This window comes from Kitasatospora sp. NPDC005856 (assembly GCF_040629945.1).
Classification (GTDB): Bacteria; Actinomycetota; Actinomycetes; order Streptomycetales; family Streptomycetaceae; genus Kitasatospora.
The window spans coordinates 1-17,817 of record NZ_JBEXWT010000059.1; the positions used below are offsets into that span (position 1 = coordinate 1).

Here is a 17,817-nt window from a genome sequence, read left to right on the forward strand (position 1 = left end):
GCTCGGCTGGGAAACCCCAGCCGAGCGCCTGCATAAACTCATCGCGGCCTGATCAACCGACCACGTGTTGCAACGACCCCTAGAAACCGCCAGGTCGTGCGGGGGCTCCCATGCGCGGTTCAGGCCGTGAGCGATGTCGTGGGTGTGGACCAGGGTCTCGACGACGGCCATGGCCGCGAAGCCCTCCGGGTCGGAGGCGCCGAAGACGTGGGGGGCCAAGGTGGTTGCGTCGGCTGTGTCGACGACGGTCGCGAGCAGCCCGCCGCAGGCCTCCACGACGGTCAGCAGCCCGCGGGGCCCTGCCTCGCGGTCCCCGAAGACGACATTGGCCGGGCCGGCCGGTCGATCACGGGACGCGCGCAGCGGGACGCGCGGTGCGGCGATGGGCTGCGCGAGCCCGAACCGCAGCGCGTACGTGAGCAGGTCGTCCGCGAGGTGTTCGAGGGTCTCCCAGGCCGTCCACTCCAAGTCGCCGGCCCGGGACTGCCATCGGGCGGCGGGGATGCCTTCGAGGGCGTCGACGCAGTGGGCGACGGCCTGGCGTACGTGCTTCCCGCTCACCGGCATGCGGGGTTGTCCGGACTGTGGCATGCGCAGAGACTACAAGGCCGGCTCGACACGATCGGTCCGCCGTCGGCCTTCAGGGCCCGGATCCTGCCCGAATTCGGGCAGGATCCTTGAGGTTTGTTCGGTTGCGCGCCTACGGTCTGTGCTGTCGCCCGTTCGGCATCGGTCACTCGTGCAGCACTGTCCTGTGGTCGGCCGCCCCAGGCGTCGGTGCGGTTCACGCGGACCGTGGCACCGGGGGCGTCGCGATCGATGGGCGCGCTCACCGTCGTCGTCACCGAGACGGGCCTCGCGTCCTCGCGCCTGACGTTTCCGTGGCCGCGCCACCGCCTGCCCGGCCGCGCGGCAGTGGACCGGGTGAAGGCGGCGGTCCTCGCCGGTGTCGGGACGAGGGCCGACGCAGGAAGCCGACGGGCGAGCGACACAGGGGAGATGTGGAGATGAGCAGGGTGCTCGGCACGGTCGAGCGAATCTGGCGGTACCCCATCAAGTCCACCGGCGGTGAGCTGTTGGACGAGGCCGCCGTCGATGCCCGGGGCGTCGTCGGCGACAGGCTCTACGCGGTGCGGGACGCCGAGGGCAGGTTCGGTTCGGGCAAGAACACGCGCCGGTTCCGGCGGATGCCGGGGCTGTTGCGGCTGCGCTCCCGGTATCCCGGGGGAGTGGTCACGAAGGTGCCCGAGCTGCTGGACCCGGACGGCGTCCCGGTACCGGACCCCACCGGCTACGTGCGGCGCTACCTGGGCCGCGACGATGTCGACGTGGCTCGCGAGGGCACGGTCTCGCACGTCGATCAGCTCCCGCTCAGCGTCCTGACGACGGCCACCCTCGACTGGGTCGGCTCGGCCGTTCCCGGCGTGCCCGTCGATGAGCGCCGGTTCCGGCCGAACCTGCTGGTGCGGACACCACCGGGCACGCCCGCGTTCGTGGAGGACGAGTGGATCGGCGGCGCCGCCCGGATCGGGGACGCCCTGCGCATTGGGTTCGAGCGCTCCAGCGAGCGATGCGTGATGATCAACGAGGCGCAGCAGGACCTGCCGCATTCCCCGCTGATCCTGCGAGCCGTCGCACAGGCACACGACACGCGGCTGGACGTGCTGGCCACGGTCACGCACCCGGGACGTGTGCGGCTCGGCGACACCGTCGAACTGCTCTGAGGCACCGTCTGCCCGGGGCCGGTCGCCGCTGGGACCCGGTCGGAAGCGCCGGCCGGTGTCACTGCGCCGATCGCTCGAGTCCGGCAGTCGCTTCACCATCTCGGCTTCCGGCACCCGCTCCACGCAGTCTTCCAGTGGGCCGTGCCGCCCTCGTAGGGCCTCTGGCAGGATGGCGCCGACCCGGCCAACCGAGACCGCGAGGTACGAGTGAGCAGTGAGTGGACCGTTCACGGCAGCCGCCCCGTCTACACGAGTCCGTGGGTGGGGCTCGACCTGGTCGACGTCGAGCCGCTCGGCAGGCAACGGTACGAGCACCACCTGGTGCGGTTCGCGCCGGTCGCGGCGACCGTGGTGGTCAACGACCGGGAGGAGGTGCTGATGATGTGGCGGCACCGCTTCGCGACGGACACCTGGAGCTGGGAGATTCCCAGCGGCATCGTCGAGGACGGGGAGTCCTTCGAGGCCGCGGCGGTCCGCGAGGTGCTCGAGGAGACCGGCTGGCGGGTGGACGAGGTCGAGGTACTCGCCTACTTCCAGCCCATCGGCGGCATGAGCAACGCCGAACACCACGTCTTCCTCGCCCGCGGCGCCACCTACGTCGCACCGCCGGTGGACACCCATGAGGCCGACCGGATCGAGTGGATCCCGCTCTCCCGGATCCAGGGCATGATCGAGCGGCGGGAGATCGTGGCGGGCGTCGCGGTCGCCGGCCTGCTCCAGGTGCTCGCCCGGCGGCCCGGGAGTGCGTTCCGGAAGTGACCACACGTCAACTCGATGATGACGGGTCCGATGTGTCGACGTCCTCTCACGGCGGGTCGCGCGCGGGGTCGGCGCCGGGCGACAATCGTCGGATGGTCGAACCCGGCGTGGTCCACGTCTTCCTCTCGCGCGGACGGTTCTCCTCGGGCGAGGACATCCGCGACTACGTCGACGAGAGGTGGTCGGGGAACGGGGACGCGGAGCCGTCCGCGTTCATGGCGCACGCCGGAATCGCGGAGCTCGAACCGATGTGCGTCGAAGTCGTTCACGCCCGGGACGACGGCCACCTCACTCCGGTCGTCCCCGAGGTGCTCCTTCGGGACGCCTCGTACGCCGACCAGTGGCTGCCGCACGTGGAGTCGACCGAGCCGGCCGACGCCGCGATCTGCGTCTTCACCCCCAATGTGGTCGCCAACCCGCACGGCACCCCGCTGCACTACCTCGGCGGGTTCACCTATCGGACCTGACGGCCTCCCACCCGGACCGCCGCAGCCACTCGGCGAAGACGCGGCGGCGCGTCGGTGCAGGCGCCGACGATTCCGGTGCACGACGACGGCTGCGGGACCAGCGAGTTCGCCTTCGGGGGATCCCGGGCCGCCGCCCTGGTGATGGTGTTCAGGCTCGTCGAGTGAGTTCAGGCCTGCTGGCGAGCCGTGGATGCTCCCCACCTCGTTGTCCTCGTCCGTGCCGGGGCCGGTTTTGAACGCGGCCAGCTCGTTGAACGGTCGCAGTCGACGGTGGCGTGAATGGGGTGGCGGACCTGCCTCGAAGTTCGAGACCATCCGGTCATGTCGGATGGCATGGCAGGGCAGGACCTTCCGGTCGGCTTCGGGTTCCGGCCGTATCGCGGCGACGAAGACCACGGCGCCATGGCCGCGGTGCGGCTGGGTTGTGCTGAACTGGATCGAGTCGATGCCCGTTCGGTTGTGGAAGGGCTCCCGACAGCGGCTGAGATCGCCGAAGCCTCCGCCAAGCTGGAGGAGCCGTCCAAGAACCAGATCCTGGTGGTGCTCGACGGGGTCGTCGTCGGCTACTCGACGATCCGGTGGTGGCAAGAGCGGGACGATACGTGGCTCTACCTGCACCGAGGTCACCTTTTGCCCGAGCATCGCGGTCGGGGCATCGGCTCAGCCATGCTGTGCTGGGCCGAAGAACGGATTCGCCAGCTCGTCGAACAGCATGGAACGGCGCGGACGGCCGTGGTCGGTGCGAACGCCATGGTCTCTGAGCAGGACGCTACGACACTTCTGCGCGCAGCGGGCTATCGACGTGTCTTCAGCCTGGTTGAGCTGGAGCTGGGCGATCTGCAGCAGGTGCCCGAGCCGGGCGGCGAACTGCCGGCCGGGATATGGACAGGGCCGATCGGGACAAGCCATTACCGTGCGGCCTGGAGGATGGTCGTCGATTCGTACGCGGACACCAGCTTCGCTCAGAGATGGCCTTTCCAGGACTTCGTCGACACCGCCGATCCGGCATGCTGGAGGGCTGCCTGGAACGGGCAGGACATGGTCGGTGTCGCCCTCTGCTCCATCCGTCGTCACGACCCTACGGTGGGCGAGGTGGAAGAGCTGAGTGTCCGGACGGACCGGCGACGCCTCGGAATCGGCCGGGTCCTGCTGCTGGAAGGGCTGCGGAGCCTTCGTGAGCAGGGTGCGACGACCGCGCGGCTGTTCACGGGCACGGCAAATCCGCACCGGTCCTACGACCTTTACGAGAGTGTGGGGTTCCGGCGGCAGAACGAGTACGTCCGTTACCGCAAGTCGCTTGCTTGATCGACCCGTCAGTGGACTGCCAGGTCAGTCCACAGGAGTTGACAATGCCTCTTCCCCTCCCCGGCGAGCGGGTCCGCCGGCAGCGTGACCCGGTCCTCGGTGCGGTCGGCCAGGGGACCCGGCCCAGACCTCGCCGAACTCGCCACTGCGGACAGCGGTTCCGAACGGCTCCCGGGCCCGAACCGGGAAGGCCGGGATGTTCCGCGGCCCGCCCGGTGCTGTGACCGGGATGGTTCACCGTGATCGGAAGGCGGTTCGTGGGGCGAGCGCACGCGCAACGGCTGGTATTACTGGGGTATGCAGGAAGAGACGGCACGCTCCGCGATCGACACGTTCATCTCCGCGTTCAACGCCTCGGACGACAGCTATGTGACTGCCCTGCTCTCCCGGGCCCTGACCTCGGACGTGGTCTTCTGGGGGCCGTTGGGTCGCAGCGAGGGAATCGCGGCGGTCGAGCGGTTCGTGCTGGACATCCGGCGCCACCCGGCGGGGCCCGGCACGATGGTGCGCTGCTCGGCGGTGGACATGCCTGGCGAATGGGCCCGGTACCAGTGGGTCTTCACCACGCCTGACGGAGGCCCCCGCCTGGCGGGAACGGACGTCGTCCATCTGCGGCGGAGCCTGATCGACCAGTTCATCGTCTTCGCGGGGGAGATCGAGCCGTCCGCCTCCTGAGTCGTCCTTCTGTCGCTGTCCATCTCCTGAACCTGCCCCTTCGGCGTTCGCCGAGCTGCGGTTCGCGGTCGGTCGGGCTGCGGTGTCGAGGGGGCGTCGGCCCCAGCGGATGCCCTTTCCGCTGCGGATGCGGGCGCGCTCCTTGCGGGGGGCGGCGAGTACGTCGCGGTGGCGGGCGCTGGTGTTGTGCCGGCGCAGGTAGCGGTGCAGTGCCCGGGTTCGCGCGGGGTGGCCGCGGTGGCGGGCGTCGGCCAGGGTGAACTGCCCCAGCGGGCCGAAACGGGCCTCGATCGGGTGGGCCCGGGGAGCGTAGGCCGGGGTGAGCCACAGCTCGACCTGCGAGGCCGTTGCTCTGTCGAGCTCGGTGGGTGTGAGTTCGAGGCCGTCGACCGGCGGGAAGCGGCGACGCTCGTGAGCGATCCGCGAAGTGGCGATGACTCAACTAGGGATTCAGGAACGGTTGTTGGCTTGAAGCGTCTCTGACGCATGACCAGAACCGGTCAAAGCGTGGCCGGTTGTGACCGTTGAGCGGGGAAAACCGGAATACGACACTCCCTTCGTGACTGGGCTGTGTAGATTCCTGCTCGGTTCGGGCGGCGACGCAAGCCGCCACCCGGCCACGGGAGTTCTTTCACCACCGGCGCGTGCGGCGCCTCGCAAGCCGCACCCGCCTCCCGTACGCCCTACCGCGAGCGGAACCGTGCACCGACCATGGGCACGCGAACAGTGACCGACCGCCGCCGAACGCCCGCATCCGTATCGATGCCCGGTCGCGGCCGGCGGCCTCACCGAGAGGACCTCGATGGCCATACCCCTGCGCACCCGCCTGACCCGACGGCTCGCCGCCCTCGGCACGGCGCTGCTCGCCGTGCTCGCCGTCGTCCCGCTCGCGGCGGCCCCCGCCTCGGCGGCGGTCGCCGCGAGCCCGATCTGCCTGAGCGGCATCTTCCAGTTCGACTACCAGAACGCCGAGGAGGGCCCGTCCAAGCCCACCCGGACCAAACCCGTCCGCAACGCCAACGTCGAGCTGTGGGGCAGCGAGAAGGCCTCCGATACCCCGCACGCGCTCGGCGTCTACGACCTCACCGCCGTGTCCGACGGCGGCTTCAACCTCTGCTACACCCCCACGACCACCACGACGATGAACAGCATGTGGGTGCGGTTCTCCTCCGAGAGCACCAGGATGTGGAGGGTTCTGACCCCGGACCTGCCCGCCTCCCGGTACACCGTCGACTCGCCGGTCCAGCAGAACCTCTCCGCGAGTGCCTCCCTCGGCGTCATCAAGCCCCCGGCCCAGACCTCCCGGGCCTGGCACGTCCTCGACACCCTCAACCTCCTGTGGTGGGGCCGCGGCAACCCGGTCAGCGACTGCTGGAGCGCCCGCGAGCCGAACAGCAACTCCTGCACCGAGCTCACCGTCTTCTGGGCCCCCGGCATGACCAGCGGCCCGGTGTACGACCTCGACAACACCATCACCCTCCCCGACGCCGACCCCGACTCCGAGCACATCGTCCTGCACGAAGGCGGCCACTTCCTCATGGACCGCCTCTACGGCGGCATACCGTCCGAGGGCATCTGCGCTCCGACGTCCGTCCGGGTGGCCAGCAACCGCTCCTGCGCCTGGGCCGAGGGCTTCGCCAGCGCCGTCGGCGCCTACCTGCTCGGCGACAACCGCTACGTGTGGGCGGACGGGAGCAGCACCGAGTTCACCTACGGCAGCGGCTGGGACATCGGCGACGCGGTCTCCGGCAACGTCGCCGGTTCCCTGCTCGACCTGTGGCGGAAGGTCGACGGGGGCTGGCAGGGGACCGCCAAGGTGATGCTCGACCACACGTCGTCCACGTTCGCCGACTACTTCAAGACCGTCCGCCCCGCCGCCGTCCCGCCGCTCGCCACCACCGGCACGGCGCTCGACCTGCTGGCCAAGCACACCATCTACTACGGGCCCCTGCCCGTCGGCGACGGCCGGCCCCACTTCCTCTCCAACGGTGGCAACCTCGTGCTGTCGCACCAGGGCGGCGGTTGCATGGTGCTCCCCAACAGCTACGCCTCCATCTACGACAAGAGCGCGTCCGACCTCGGGCAGCAGTGGCGGCTGGACGCCAACGCGGACGGCACGGTGCGCATCCACGACGGCTGCAACCCCTCCCTCTCCCTGACGTCCAGCGGCTACCCGAGCTACCGGGTCACGGTGAAGCCGTCCGACCCGCAGTCCGCGTCCCAGAAGTGGCGGGTCGCACGGAACGACGACGGCAGCCTGAAGATCACCGACCCGAACACCGGCTACGTCCTCGACACCCCCAGCAGCCAGTCCGGCATGGGCGCGACGCTCACGGCGCCCTCCGCGACCAGCGCCACCCAGCGCTGGACCACCCGCGACTGACCCGACGTCCACCGCTCGCGCAGCGGACCGGGAAACGTGCCGGGTAACGTGCCGGGTAACGTGCCGGGAAACGCGGAGAGACCGCTCGGGCCACCAGGGCCGGGCGGTCTCTGCTGTTCGGACGGACCCATGTGCCGACACGGCTCGCTGCCGGTGATCCCGATCGTCGGAGTGAACAGTGGCCCCGGGTTCCGGACCCGCGAGTCCGGATGACGCCGCACGCGGCCTCCGCCTGCCTCGACTCGGCCCGAGGAATCTCCACCCGCGTGCGAGCAACACGCTCGCGCTCCTCCGACAACCCCGTCACCGACGGCACGCCGGGACCTCTCCCGTCTGCGGTTGGAGGTGCACGATGCCGGATCCGGGTGCCCGACCCTGGGGGCCGCTGTGGCGGACGAGGAGTGCGGGCGGGGCTGTTCCTCGTTGACCAGTTGGCGGAGCGCTGGGGCTGCGCCTCCCGCCCGGGTGGTATCGGCGAGTTCGTCTGGGTGCTGGTCGCCCCTGCTCCCGTGTCCGTCGCCCTTGTCACCGTCTGAAGGCCGAACCCCCCATGTACCAGCCCTCCCTCGTCGCCCTGGCCCGCCGTACGCTCTCCCGTGGTGCCACCCCGGCCGCGACCTACGCCCTGATCGCCCGGCTCGGTCACCAGCCCCTGCCCGTCGCCCGGGCGGTCTGCCTGGCCCTCGCCATCCCGCTCGCCGAGACCACCCGCCGCCTGGCCGACTGCCACGACGCCCTCCTCGCCGATCCCCGCCCGAACTCCGAGGCGGACACCGGCGAACTCCTCGAAGCCCTCGGTGTCTTCGACGTCCCCGTCTCCCTCACCGGTTGCCGCCCGGCTTGGTCGCTGCCCGGGAGGGGTGGCCGACGGTGGGTACCGGTCTTGTGTGGCGGGGTGTGGGAGTCTGGCCCGGTGCTGCACGACGGGCCAGACCATGGGACGGTGGCCGGACCGCGGTGGTGGGCCGCGTACCTGGCCCGGCATTGCGCGGTGGCCGGCACGGAGCGCGAGGTGGTCGCGGGGTGGTTCGGCACGGATGTTGCTGGGGCTGATGCCGTGTGGGAGGCGGCGTTGGTGGTGGGGTTGGAGGCGCGTGTGCCGTTCGGGGGCGGGCATGCGGTGCTGCTGTACAGCTGCGACCTGCCGACGGACTGGGGAACGGAGTACCTGGTCCTCCATCCCGGCTGGGGCCGGGTGCGGGGTCGTCTGGCTGCTGTCGGCGTCCGTTTCCCGGGGTCGGAACTTCGGTGGGGGGCTGGGTTTGTCGTGGCGGGAGCTGACCCACCTCGCTGGCATGCCCGACCGGGCGGCGCGCGGTGTGCATGACCTGTGTGGGGTTGCTGGTTCTGCTGCCGGTGCTCGGTGACGCCCAGCTGCCGCCGGATGCTGCCGGGGTGGTGTGGGTGGCGCTGGTTGCGGTCGGGGCACGGCCGGAGAATGTGGGGCGTCTTGCGGACTTCGTCCTGCGGCGCCTGTTCTGGGTGCCCGCCTGTTGGAGTGCACCGCGAGGCGGCCGGCGATGGGGCGGATGGTGGGTGGTGGGGCGCGGGCGCGCCTTCGTCGGGGTCCTCCGGTGTGACGTTCCGGGAAGTCCGCGCTTCGCTCGGCAGCTGGCCGATGGCATCACGCCCGCGCAGAGCAGGTGGCTCGCCCGGGCGTTGGGGGCCTGGCAGCCGGGGTGACGGTTGTTCAGTGGATGGGTTGGTCCTACCTGACCGTGAACTCCTCGCGTCCGTGTGGTGTCGTGACGCCGTGCGGCGAGGTGGTGACCGTCACGACTCCATCCGCGGTCGTCGCTTCGGCGTGGTCGTGGATGGCGCACGCCACCGTGACCTCGACGGGGTGGTCGGCGTGGGGGGGTCAGCTCACTGGGCTGGGCGAGGATCGCGCATTTGTCGATCAGTGACCGGGGCTGTCCCGTAGCGTCGGTGAACCGGACCTCGACGATGCCGGGGAACGGATCGTCGTCCACCCGTCGCACGGCTTCACAGCGCAGATCGAGTACTCGGGTTCCCCGTTCCCGGACTCGCTTCAGGGCGGCAGCGACCGCGGGTATGCCCGAGGCCGCCATCGACCTGGGGGCAGCGTTGAGGTGTCGAAGGTCCGTCTCGGCCGTCGGTGGATGTCGTGGTGGCGCCGTTGGGTGTGACGGTCACGAGGAGGCAGCCGCGGGCGGGAGAGGTGTCGTGGGCGGAGCCGGCGGACCGCGTACGAGCCGGGCCGGCGGCCGCCCGCTTGTCGAACGCCGGGACGCGCAGCGGCCCCTGGGCGGTCCCGGGCGGTTCCGGTAATCCCATCGCCTGGTGTGGAGCCAGGGCAGGACCGGCCACCGCGTACCCGGCGCGGGGATCCGGGTGGGGAGTTCGGCCGGCTGTCGCGAGCGGGGGTCGGGGGAGAAGGGGGAGTGTCACTGGGTTGCGCCGTGCGGTGATCCGGGCGGGGGTGGCCGGGGTGTTCGGCCGGGCGCCGCGACGTGGGAGGGGAGGGGTGAGAACTGTTCCGGGACGACCTCCACGCCGGCGGTGGGCATCTCGGCCGTGATCCGCTGCGCCAAGGCGTCGTTGCCGAGGGGGGTGTCGCTGGGTTCTGCCGTGCGGGGGGTTCGGGTGGGGGTTCGGCCGGGTGGCGCGGGCGGGGCCGGGGGAGGGGGAGCGTTACTGGGTTGCGTTGTGCGGCAGCCCGGCCGGGGGGCCGTGAAGTGGGAGGGGAGGGGTCAGGGTTGTTCTGGGATGACGTTTATGCCGGCGGTGAGCATTTCGGTGGTGATTCGTTGTGCGAGGGTGTCGTTGCAGATGAGTAGTTGGGTCCATGGGGCGTCTCGGCGTTGGATGAGGTGGCCGTTGTCGGTTTCGAGGAGTTGCCAGTGGTCGCGTTCCGTGGTCCACAGGAACCGGTGGTCGGTGAGGGCGCGTTCGATTTCGGCGGTTTGTGTCGTGGCCTGGGTTCGGCGGCCTGGTGGTGGGGGCGGTGGGGTGGCCTGCAGGGTGAGGGCCGTCAGGTAGCGGTGTCCCTTCCGCGGTCTGAGTGAGAGTTCGGCGGGCAGGCCGTGGCCCAGGGCTTCCAGGGCTTTCAGGGCTTCGAGGACCTCGGTGGCGGGGTAGCCGAAGAGGTCGATGTCGGCGAGGACGACGGGTGTGGTGCTCGGTGTGTGCGAGGCCGATGGGCTGCGGCTCAGCTCGACGGACTGCAGTAGGGGCTTGCCGGGTTCCGCTGTGTCCCCGTCCGGTTCCTCGGCGGCGGCGGTCACTTCGATGTCGGCCCAGCGGGCGGTGCGGCTCCAGGGCGTGCCGGGTACGGGTCTGGGCAGGAGGGGGCCGAGCGTGGCCAGGGCCTGGGCCGTCGCCCGTTCGTGTGCGCCGAAGCGCAGGGTGCCCGCCGCGCCCGGCAGTCGGACCCCGAGGCCGGGGAGCAGTTCGAACACCGGCCGATCCTCTCGCGGTGTCGGAGCGGGAGGCAAGCTCCCGAGTGGGAGGCGAGTTCCTGAGCCGGTGGCGATTTCCTGGGTGGGAGGCAAGCTCCTGAGCCGGTGGCGAGTTCGTGGGTGGGTGGCGAGTTCCGGGGTGGGTGGCGAGTTCCTGAGTCGGACCCGAGTGGGTGGCGAGTTCCTGAGTCGGACCCGAGTGGGTGGCGGGTTGCTGGGTGGGTGGCGGGTTTCCCGTGGTGCGGGGTGCCGGGCTGGGGGCGCGGTTGTGGGTGTCGGGTGCTATCTGTGGCGGGTGGTGCGGGTGTGGCGGGTGAGGGAGTCGAGGACGACGGCGGCGAGTAGGACGGCGCCGGTGATCATGTATTGGATGGCTTGGGCGGCGTGGACCATGTCGAGGCCGGTGGTGATGGATTGGATGACGAGGATGCCCAGGAGTGCGGACCAGGTTTTGCCGCGGCCGCCGAAGAGGCTGGTGCCGCCGATGACGGCTGCGGCGATGGCGCTCATGAGGACGTTGCCGCCGCCGAGTTGTTTGTCGGCGGAGCCTTGTTGGGAGGCGTAGAAGAGGCCGCCGAGGCCGGCGAGGAACGCGGAGAGTATGAAGACGGAGATGCGGATCCGGGCGACGTTGACGCCCGCGCGTCGGGCGGCTTCGACGTTGCCGCCCACGGCGAAGACCTGGCGGCCGTAGCGGGTGCGGCGTAGCACGAAGTCGGTGGTCAGGACGGCGGCGAGCAGGACGACGAGGGACAGTGGCAGGCCGCGGTCCTGGTTGAGGGTGTAGGCGGTGGCGAGGGTGAGGACGGCGAGGGTGGCGGCGCGGATCGCGGTGTCGGTGGTGGGGGGTGCGGTGAGGCCGGCGGCGCGCCGGCGGCGGGTGGTGTGCAGGCGGGCGGCGAGGTAGAGGGCGGGGGCGAGGATCGCGAGGGTCCAGGCGTAGGCGATGTCGCCGTCGCCGAGGAAGGTGCTGTCCAGGCCGGCGATGATGCCGTCGTGGCGGTTGTTGACGGTGCCGCCGTCGCCGAGCACGTATTCCTGCAGGCCGCTCCAGGCGAGCATGCCGGCGAGGGTGACCACGAAGGCGGGCACGCCGACGCGGGCGAAGAACAGGCCGTGGAGCAGGCCCATGACGCAGGCCGCGCCGAGGGCGGCGAGGATGGCCACCCACTCGCTCCATCCCTGGCGCGCGGTCAGGACGGCTGCTATCGCGGCGCTGGCGCCGGCGACGGAGCCGAGGGAGAGGTCGATCTCGCCGAGGAGCAGGACGAAGACGACGCCGACCGCGATCAGTCCGGGGCCGGCGATGAAGCGGGTGATGTTGGTGAGGTTGTCGGCCTGGAGGAAGTGGTGGGTGACGGTTTGGAAGACGACGGCGATGACGACCAGTCCGACGACGACGGGCAGTGAGCCGAGTTCGCCGGAGGCCAGGCGCCGTCGGGTGCTGTGCCACCGGCCCGCCCAGCCCGGCGCGGGCGCGAGCAGCCGCGGGTCCGCGGCCGGGCCGCTGGAAGCGCCGATGGGGGAGGGGTCGGCGGGGGCCTGGCCGGTGGGGGAGGGATCGGTGGAGGGGCCGGTGGGGTCCAGGCCGGTGGTGCCCGTGCCTGTGGTGCTCGTGCCTGCGGTGCCCGGGCCGGTGGGTTCCGCGCCGGTGGAGGGGCCGGTGGGGTCCGGGCCGTCGGTGGAGGGGTTGGTGGGGGCTGGGTTGGTGGGGGAGGGGTGGGTGGTGGGTGTTTCGGGGGTGTTCATTGGGCCTGGGCCTCCTGGGTGTGTCCGGTGCGGCGGGCCCGGCGGGTGTGGGCGTTGTCGGTGGCGCCGGTGATCGCGGCGATGATCTGTTCTTGGGTGGTGTCGGCCACCGGGAAGACGCCGTTGTTGCGGCCCAGGCGTAGGACGGCGACGGTGTCGGCGACCGCCCGTACGTCGGCCATGTTGTGGCTGACCAGGACGACGGCCAGGCCGCGTTCGCGTAGTCGTTCGACCAGGTCGAGGACCTGGGCGGTCTGTTCGACGCCGAGGGCGGCGGTGGGTTCGTCCAGGATCACCAGGGCCGGTTCGCCGACCAGGGCGCGGGCGATGGCGACGACCTGGCGCTGCCCGCCGGACAGTGCGGCCACGGGGGTGCGCACGTCGGGGATGCGGATGGCGAGGGTGTCCAGCAGCCGGCGGGCGTGTTGTTCCATGGCGACCTCGTCGAGCAGGGCGCGGCGGCGTTTCTCGTGGCCGAGGAAGAGGTTGGCGATGACGTCGAGGTTGTCGCACAGCGCGAGGTCCTGGTAGACGGTCGCGATGCCGAGGGCGGTGGCGTCCTGGGGTCGGGTCAGGCGTACCGGTTCGCCGTGCCAGGCGAGGGTGCCCTCGTCCACGGGGTGGACGCCGGCGATGGTCTTGACGAGGGTGGACTTTCCGGCGCCGTTGTCGCCGACGAGGGCGAGTACCTCGCCGGCGTGGACGGTGAGGTCGACGTCGGTGAGGGCCTGGACGGCACCGAAGCGCTTGGAGACCGAGCGCAGCTGCAGGACGGGTGTGCCTGTCACGGGAACAACCACCTTGGGGGAGCGGCTACTTGGGGCGGTACCTGAGGAGGGGCCTGAGGGGTCGAGAGGCTGGGAGCCTGACGGGCTGGGGGCCTGAGGGGCCGAGGGGCCGAGGGGCCTGAGGGGCCGAGGGGCCTGAGGAGGGGCCTGAGGGGTCGAGAGGCTGGGAGCGTGAGGAGGGCCCGGGGGGCTGCCCGGGGGCCCGGTGGGCTATTTGAGGCCGGCGGCGGCGCACGCGGCGGTGTAGTCGGCGGTGCAGATGTCGGAGGTTTTGTAGAGGCCGTCGGCCAGGACGGTTGTGGCGATGTTCGCCTTGGTGACGATCTTGGCGTCCAGGAGTGTGGCGGGGATGTTCTTGTCGGTGGCGCTGTCGACGCTCGCGGTGGCGATGGTCTTGACGTCCTTGCCCTTGAGCAGGGCGACGGCCAGTTCGGCGGCGTTGTCGGCGAGGGGGCGGTAGGCCTTGTAGATGGTGTACGCCTGGTCGCCGGCCACGATGCGCTGGATGGCGTCCAGGCCGGCGTCCTGGCCGCCGACGGGGACCTTGATGCCGGCGCCCTGGAGCTGGGTGATGATGGCGGCGGCCATGCCGTCGTTGGCGGAGTAGACGGCCTGGAAGCCGTTCTTGCCGAACTCGGTGACGGCGGCGGAGATCTTCTGTCCGGCGACGGTGGGTTCCCACTGCCCGGACTGCTCGTAGAGGACCTTCTTGACCTTGCCGTCGAGGACCTTGTGGGCGCCGGACTTGAACTGGGCGGAGTTGGGGTCGGCGTCGTCGCCGTTGATCATGACGATGTTCGCCTCGGCGGCCTGCGCGCCGAGCGCGTCCAGCAGGGCCTGGCCCTGGAGTTCGCCGACCTTCTCGTTGTCGAAGGAGGTGTACGCGGCGACCGGGCCGGCGGCGAGGCGGTCGTAGGCGACGACCTTGACGCCCTTGGCGGCGGCCTCCTGGACCCAGCCCTGGGTGGACTTGGCGTTGTAGGGGTCGAGGACGATCACCTTGACGCCCTGGGCGAGCAGGGTGTCGAACTGCTGCTTCTGCTTGGCGGCGCTGCCCTCGGCGTTGTTGTACAGCACCTTGCACTCGGCGCACAGGGACTTGACCTTGGCCTCGATGAACGGCCGGTCGAAGGACTCGTAGCGCACGGAGGAGGCGTTCTCGGGCAGCAGCAGGCCGATGGCGTTCGGGTTGCCGGCGGCGGACGCCTCGTTCTTGGCGCCGCCCGCCTTCCCGCACGCGGCGGTCATGGACAGGGTCAGCGCGAGGCCCACGGCGGAGACGACGGCGCGACGCAGTACGGCGTTCATCGGATACCTCTCCCTGGGGTCGCCGCGGGCTTCGCGGCGGGGGTGGGGGGAGTCAACCCTGGACGCGTACATGACGTCAATAAGTAAAACCAGACTCCCCGGAATCCACCACCAGTCGTTATCTTCATGAACACGCCCCGGCCACGCCCCGGCCGCACCCCGGCCCCCCGGCCCCCCGGTCGTCCGGCGTCCCGAGCGTGGGTGTGCCCGCCGTTCCCCTCGGGCGGCGGGCGCGTCAGGGCGTGGCCAGGAGAACGTCAGGGATGGTCGAGGGTGGTCGAGTTGGCCGGGCCCGGGTCGTCGTACGCGTCCCGCCGTATTCCTGCCGACCCCGGCCGAACCCGCCGCACCTGGCCGCACTCCGGCCCTTCGGCCCTTCGGTCGTCCGGCGTCCCGAGCGTGGGTGTGCCCGCCGTTCCCCTCGGGCGGCGGGCGCGTCAGGTCGTGGCCAGGAGAACGTTAGGGATGGTCGAGGGTGGTCGAGTTGGCCGGGCCCGGGTCGTCGTAGCCGCCCTGTCGTATTCCTGCCGACCCCTGCCGCACCCGCCGCACCCGCCGCACCTGTCCGCCCTTCGGCCCTTCGGCCGTCCGGGCCGTCCGGTGGCCCGAACGTAGGGGTGCCCGCCGCTTCCCTCGGGCGGTGGGCGCGCCAGGCCGTGGCCAGGCGAAATGTCAGGGGCGGTCGAGGGTGATCGAGTTGACCGGACCTGGGTCGTCGTACGCGCCCCGCCGTATTCCTGCCGACCCCTGCCGCACCCGCCGCACCTGGCCGCACTCCGGCCCTTCGGCCGTCCGGTGGCCCGAGCGTGGGGGTGCCCGCCGCTTCCCTCGGGCGGTGGGCGCGCCAGGTCGTGGCCAGGAGAACGTCAGGGATGGGTCGAGTTGGCCGGGCCCGGGTCGTCGTACGCGCCCCGCCGTATTCCTGCCGGCCCCTCGTCGCACTCTGGCCGCACCCGGCCGCCCTTCGGCCCTTCGGTCGTCCGGTGGCCCGAGCGTGGGGGTGCCCGCCGCTCTCCTCGGGCGGCGGGCGCCGCCAGGCCGTGATCTGGCGTAACGTCAGGGGCGGTCGAGGGTGATCGAGTTGATCGGGCCCAGGTCGTAGTACACGCCGCGCTGCGCCGCGATGTCGTAGACGCAGTCGCCGCCGCCCGAGGCCCGGCACAGGCGGGCGTGCGCGCCGCCGGTCTGGTTGTTGAGCACCCAGTGGTTGCCGTACTGGCCGCTCAGGTTGTGCGCGTCGTAGCTCCGGTAGACGGCACTGGGGTTGACCGCCGGGTCCTGGTCCTGCGGGTAGACGCAGACCGCGCCGGACGGGCAGCCCGCCCAGTCCCCGCCCGCGGCGCCGGCACTGCCGGCCCCCATCGTGGTCAGGGCGGCGGCGGCCATGGCGAGCGCGGCGACGGCGTGGGTGATCCTGCGCATGGGTGGTTCTCCCTTGGCTGGTACGAGGACGGACGATCCGTCCGCCCGGTGCCCGTCAGCCTAGGAATCCGGCGCCCGCAGCGGTCCCTGACATCTGACAGGGGCGCGCCTGCCCGCCCCGGGACCGGGACCGTGCTACGCGGGCCGGAGAACACGACGGCCCCCGGCCCCCGGTCCTGCCGGCCGCCAGGAACGGGGGCCGGGGCCGGGGGCCGGTCAGTGCGGGTGGCCCAGGTACGGGAATTGCGGCAGCAGATCGGTGTGTGCCCCGATGTGATCGCCGGACACCTTGCCGTCGGTGAGCATCGTCAGCCGCGCCGACGTCACGTCGTCCGTCAGCGTACGCCCGTTCGGGTAGACGGCCGGGCGGGAGCGGTCGTAGCGCAGGATGTCCGGCAGCACGATCCGCAGTTGCGCCTGCGCCGCGTCCGTGGTGTACCCGCCGAAGTGCTGCAGCTTCGCCGTCCACGGGTCCCGGTAGTTCTCCCAGTCGTCCACCGGGTCCCCGGCGTTGTACGCGTCCTTCACGTCCTCCTCGTTGAAGTACGCCGTCAGCGACGGATGCGCACCCCGGTCCACCGACACCAGCCGGCCGTCCTTGCGCACGCTCACCCGCGCCCACACCCCGATCTGCGGTGAGGCGCCGAACGCCGCGTCCGGCGCCTCCAGCACGATCCCGAACACGTTCTTGTCCGCACCCCAGTCCACCCCCGTCCACTGGAAGTCCTTCACGATCCCGTCCAGGTCCGCGAAGAACGGGTCGCTGCGCAGCCCCGCGCTCACCCGGTACGCCCCCGTCTCCACCACCGCCGGCTCGCCCGTGAAACTCACCGGCGCGTCCGCCACCAGCACCTCACCGACCGCCTCCGGCCCGCGCGCCCCCTCGCCGGTGGCACGCCGCACCGTCATCGTCTGCGCCCCGCCCGCCGGCTCCGGCTCGGAGAACGTGAAGGCGTAGGCGATGTCGGCCCGCCGGTCCCCGTCGGTGTCGATGTCGATCCGGTACACCGCCTGCGGATGGAACGCCTGCCCGCCGGACGGCGCGACCGGGTTCACGTTCATGATCAGCACCGTCCGGCCCGGCTGCGGCGAGGGGAAGGCGAACAGGTCGGTCAGGTCCAGGCGCGCGTCACCCTCCGGTGAGCGCAGGTTCGGTCCGCTGAGGTGGTGCGACACGACGGTCTCCGGTCTGCCAGTACTTCGCGTGCACCCGCGTGAATCCGCGTGAATCCGCGTGAATCCGCGTGCGTCCGCGTGGACACCCCCCCCGCCCCCCGCGGCCATAGCTAACACGCCCCGGCGGCCCCCGGCCCGCCCCGCTGCGCCACCCGGGCGAGCCCGGGGACGAGCCCGGACGGGCCCGGGCGTGCGAGCGGGGCGGGCCCGGGCGTGCGAGCGGGTCGGTGCGCGCCGCGAGAAGCGGAGCGCGGGCGCCGGGTCTCAGGAGGCCTTCGGTGCCCGTGGGCTCAGCAGTACCGGTAGTGCCCGGTGTCCGTTGGAGATCAGCGAGTCGACCGGCTCCAGCCGCGTGCCCGGGGCGAGCGCGAGGTCGGGGAAGCGCTCGAACAGCCGGCTCAGCGCGGTGCGTCCCTCCAGGCGGGCCAGCGGCGCGCCCAGGAGGTGGGCGGGTCGGGGTGTGTGAGGTGGGCGGGTCGGGGTGTGCCGCGAGAAGCGGAGCGCGGGCGCCGGGTCTCAGGAGGCCTTCGGTGCCGGTGGGCCCAGCAGTACCGGTAGTGCCCGGTGTCCGTTGGAGATCAGCGAGTCGACCGGCTCCAGCCGCGTGCCCGGGGCGAGCGCGAGGTCGGGGAAGCGCTC

15 protein-coding genes and 3 pseudogenes are annotated in these 17,817 nt (G+C 71.5%); 9 read left to right on the plus strand and 9 right to left on the minus strand.

Going from position 1 to position 17,817, the window contains the following annotated elements:
- Positions 1-591 (minus strand): DinB family protein (locus ABZ449_RS28645; protein ID WP_360351761.1); only part of this gene is annotated, 591 nt, incomplete at its 3' end.
- A 416-nt stretch (positions 592-1,007) separates the two neighbouring features.
- Between ABZ449_RS28645 and ABZ449_RS28650 the strand changes: the two genes are divergently transcribed.
- From ABZ449_RS28650 to ABZ449_RS28675, 6 genes and pseudogenes are all read left to right on the plus strand, one after another.
- On the plus strand, positions 1,008-1,724 hold the full coding sequence (locus ABZ449_RS28650; RefSeq protein WP_360351764.1) for an MOSC N-terminal beta barrel domain-containing protein: 717 nt from the start codon (positions 1,008-1,010) through the stop codon (positions 1,722-1,724).
- Positions 1,725-1,931: 207 nt separating this feature from the next.
- Positions 1,932-2,483 (plus strand): NUDIX hydrolase, encoded by a 552-nt coding sequence (locus tag ABZ449_RS28655; RefSeq protein ID WP_360351767.1) that lies wholly within the window; start codon positions 1,932-1,934, stop codon positions 2,481-2,483.
- Between the two features lie 92 nt (positions 2,484-2,575).
- Positions 2,576-2,950 (plus strand): hypothetical protein, encoded by a 375-nt coding sequence (locus ABZ449_RS28660; protein ID WP_360351770.1) that lies wholly within the window; start codon positions 2,576-2,578, stop codon positions 2,948-2,950.
- A gap of 117 nt (positions 2,951-3,067) precedes the next feature.
- Positions 3,068-3,229 (plus strand): annotated as a pseudogene (locus ABZ449_RS28665) (IS256 family transposase); the annotation flags it as partial.
- Between the two features lie 42 nt (positions 3,230-3,271).
- Entirely contained in the window at positions 3,272-4,255 is a 984-nt protein-coding gene (locus ABZ449_RS28670) for a GNAT family N-acetyltransferase (RefSeq protein WP_360351773.1), read from the plus strand.
- Between the two features lie 297 nt (positions 4,256-4,552).
- Positions 4,553-4,930: a nuclear transport factor 2 family protein gene (locus ABZ449_RS28675; RefSeq protein ID WP_360351776.1), complete on the plus strand. Its 378-nt coding sequence runs from the start codon at positions 4,553-4,555 to the stop codon at positions 4,928-4,930.
- Positions 4,931-5,005: 75 nt separating this feature from the next.
- On the opposite strand, the pseudogene ABZ449_RS28680 reads toward ABZ449_RS28675, so the two are convergent.
- A pseudogene (locus ABZ449_RS28680) lies at positions 5,006-5,269 on the minus strand (IS630 family transposase); the annotation flags it as partial.
- Positions 5,270-5,732: 463 nt separating this feature from the next.
- Here ABZ449_RS28680 and ABZ449_RS28685 point away from each other — a divergent pair.
- The 3 genes from ABZ449_RS28685 to ABZ449_RS28695 all read left to right on the plus strand — a co-directional run bounded on the left by ABZ449_RS28685 (position 5,733) and on the right by ABZ449_RS28695 (position 8,640).
- Positions 5,733-7,313, plus strand: coding sequence for an RICIN domain-containing protein (locus ABZ449_RS28685; protein ID WP_360351779.1), 1,581 nt, complete (start codon positions 5,733-5,735; stop codon positions 7,311-7,313).
- A gap of 401 nt (positions 7,314-7,714) precedes the next feature.
- Positions 7,715-7,849 (plus strand): hypothetical protein, encoded by a 135-nt coding sequence (locus ABZ449_RS28690; protein WP_360351782.1) that lies wholly within the window; start codon positions 7,715-7,717, stop codon positions 7,847-7,849.
- 14 nt (positions 7,850-7,863) lie between these two features.
- A complete protein-coding gene (locus ABZ449_RS28695; protein WP_360351785.1) occupies positions 7,864-8,640 on the plus strand; it encodes a hypothetical protein in 777 nt (258 codons plus the stop codon).
- A gap of 1,387 nt (positions 8,641-10,027) precedes the next feature.
- Here the strand turns inward: ABZ449_RS28695 and ABZ449_RS28700 are convergent.
- From ABZ449_RS28700 to ABZ449_RS28730, 7 genes and pseudogenes are all read right to left on the minus strand, one after another.
- The gene (locus ABZ449_RS28700; RefSeq protein ID WP_360351788.1) at positions 10,028-10,735 is read right to left on the minus strand and encodes a hypothetical protein; all 708 of its coding nucleotides are present in this window, start codon (positions 10,733-10,735) and stop codon (positions 10,028-10,030) included.
- A gap of 282 nt (positions 10,736-11,017) precedes the next feature.
- Entirely contained in the window at positions 11,018-12,484 is a 1,467-nt protein-coding gene (locus ABZ449_RS28705; RefSeq protein ID WP_360351791.1) for a sugar ABC transporter permease, read from the minus strand.
- The gene (locus ABZ449_RS28710) at positions 12,481-13,272 is read right to left on the minus strand and encodes an ATP-binding cassette domain-containing protein (RefSeq protein ID WP_360351794.1); all 792 of its coding nucleotides are present in this window, start codon (positions 13,270-13,272) and stop codon (positions 12,481-12,483) included. Before ABZ449_RS28710 ends, ABZ449_RS28705 begins: the two co-directional genes overlap by 4 nt.
- A gap of 210 nt (positions 13,273-13,482) precedes the next feature.
- Positions 13,483-14,580, minus strand: coding sequence for a substrate-binding domain-containing protein (locus ABZ449_RS28715; RefSeq protein ID WP_360351797.1), 1,098 nt, complete (start codon positions 14,578-14,580; stop codon positions 13,483-13,485).
- A 1,056-nt stretch (positions 14,581-15,636) separates the two neighbouring features.
- Positions 15,637-16,002 (minus strand): hypothetical protein, encoded by a 366-nt coding sequence (locus tag ABZ449_RS28720; protein ID WP_360351800.1) that lies wholly within the window; start codon positions 16,000-16,002, stop codon positions 15,637-15,639.
- Between the two features lie 216 nt (positions 16,003-16,218).
- Positions 16,219-17,178, minus strand: a complete 960-nt coding sequence (locus tag ABZ449_RS28725; RefSeq protein WP_360351803.1) for a DUF4331 family protein — start codon at positions 17,176-17,178, stop codon at positions 16,219-16,221.
- Between the two features lie 264 nt (positions 17,179-17,442).
- A pseudogene (locus tag ABZ449_RS28730) lies at positions 17,443-17,619 on the minus strand (cytochrome P450); the annotation flags it as partial.
- Positions 17,620-17,817: the final 198 nt, after the last annotated feature.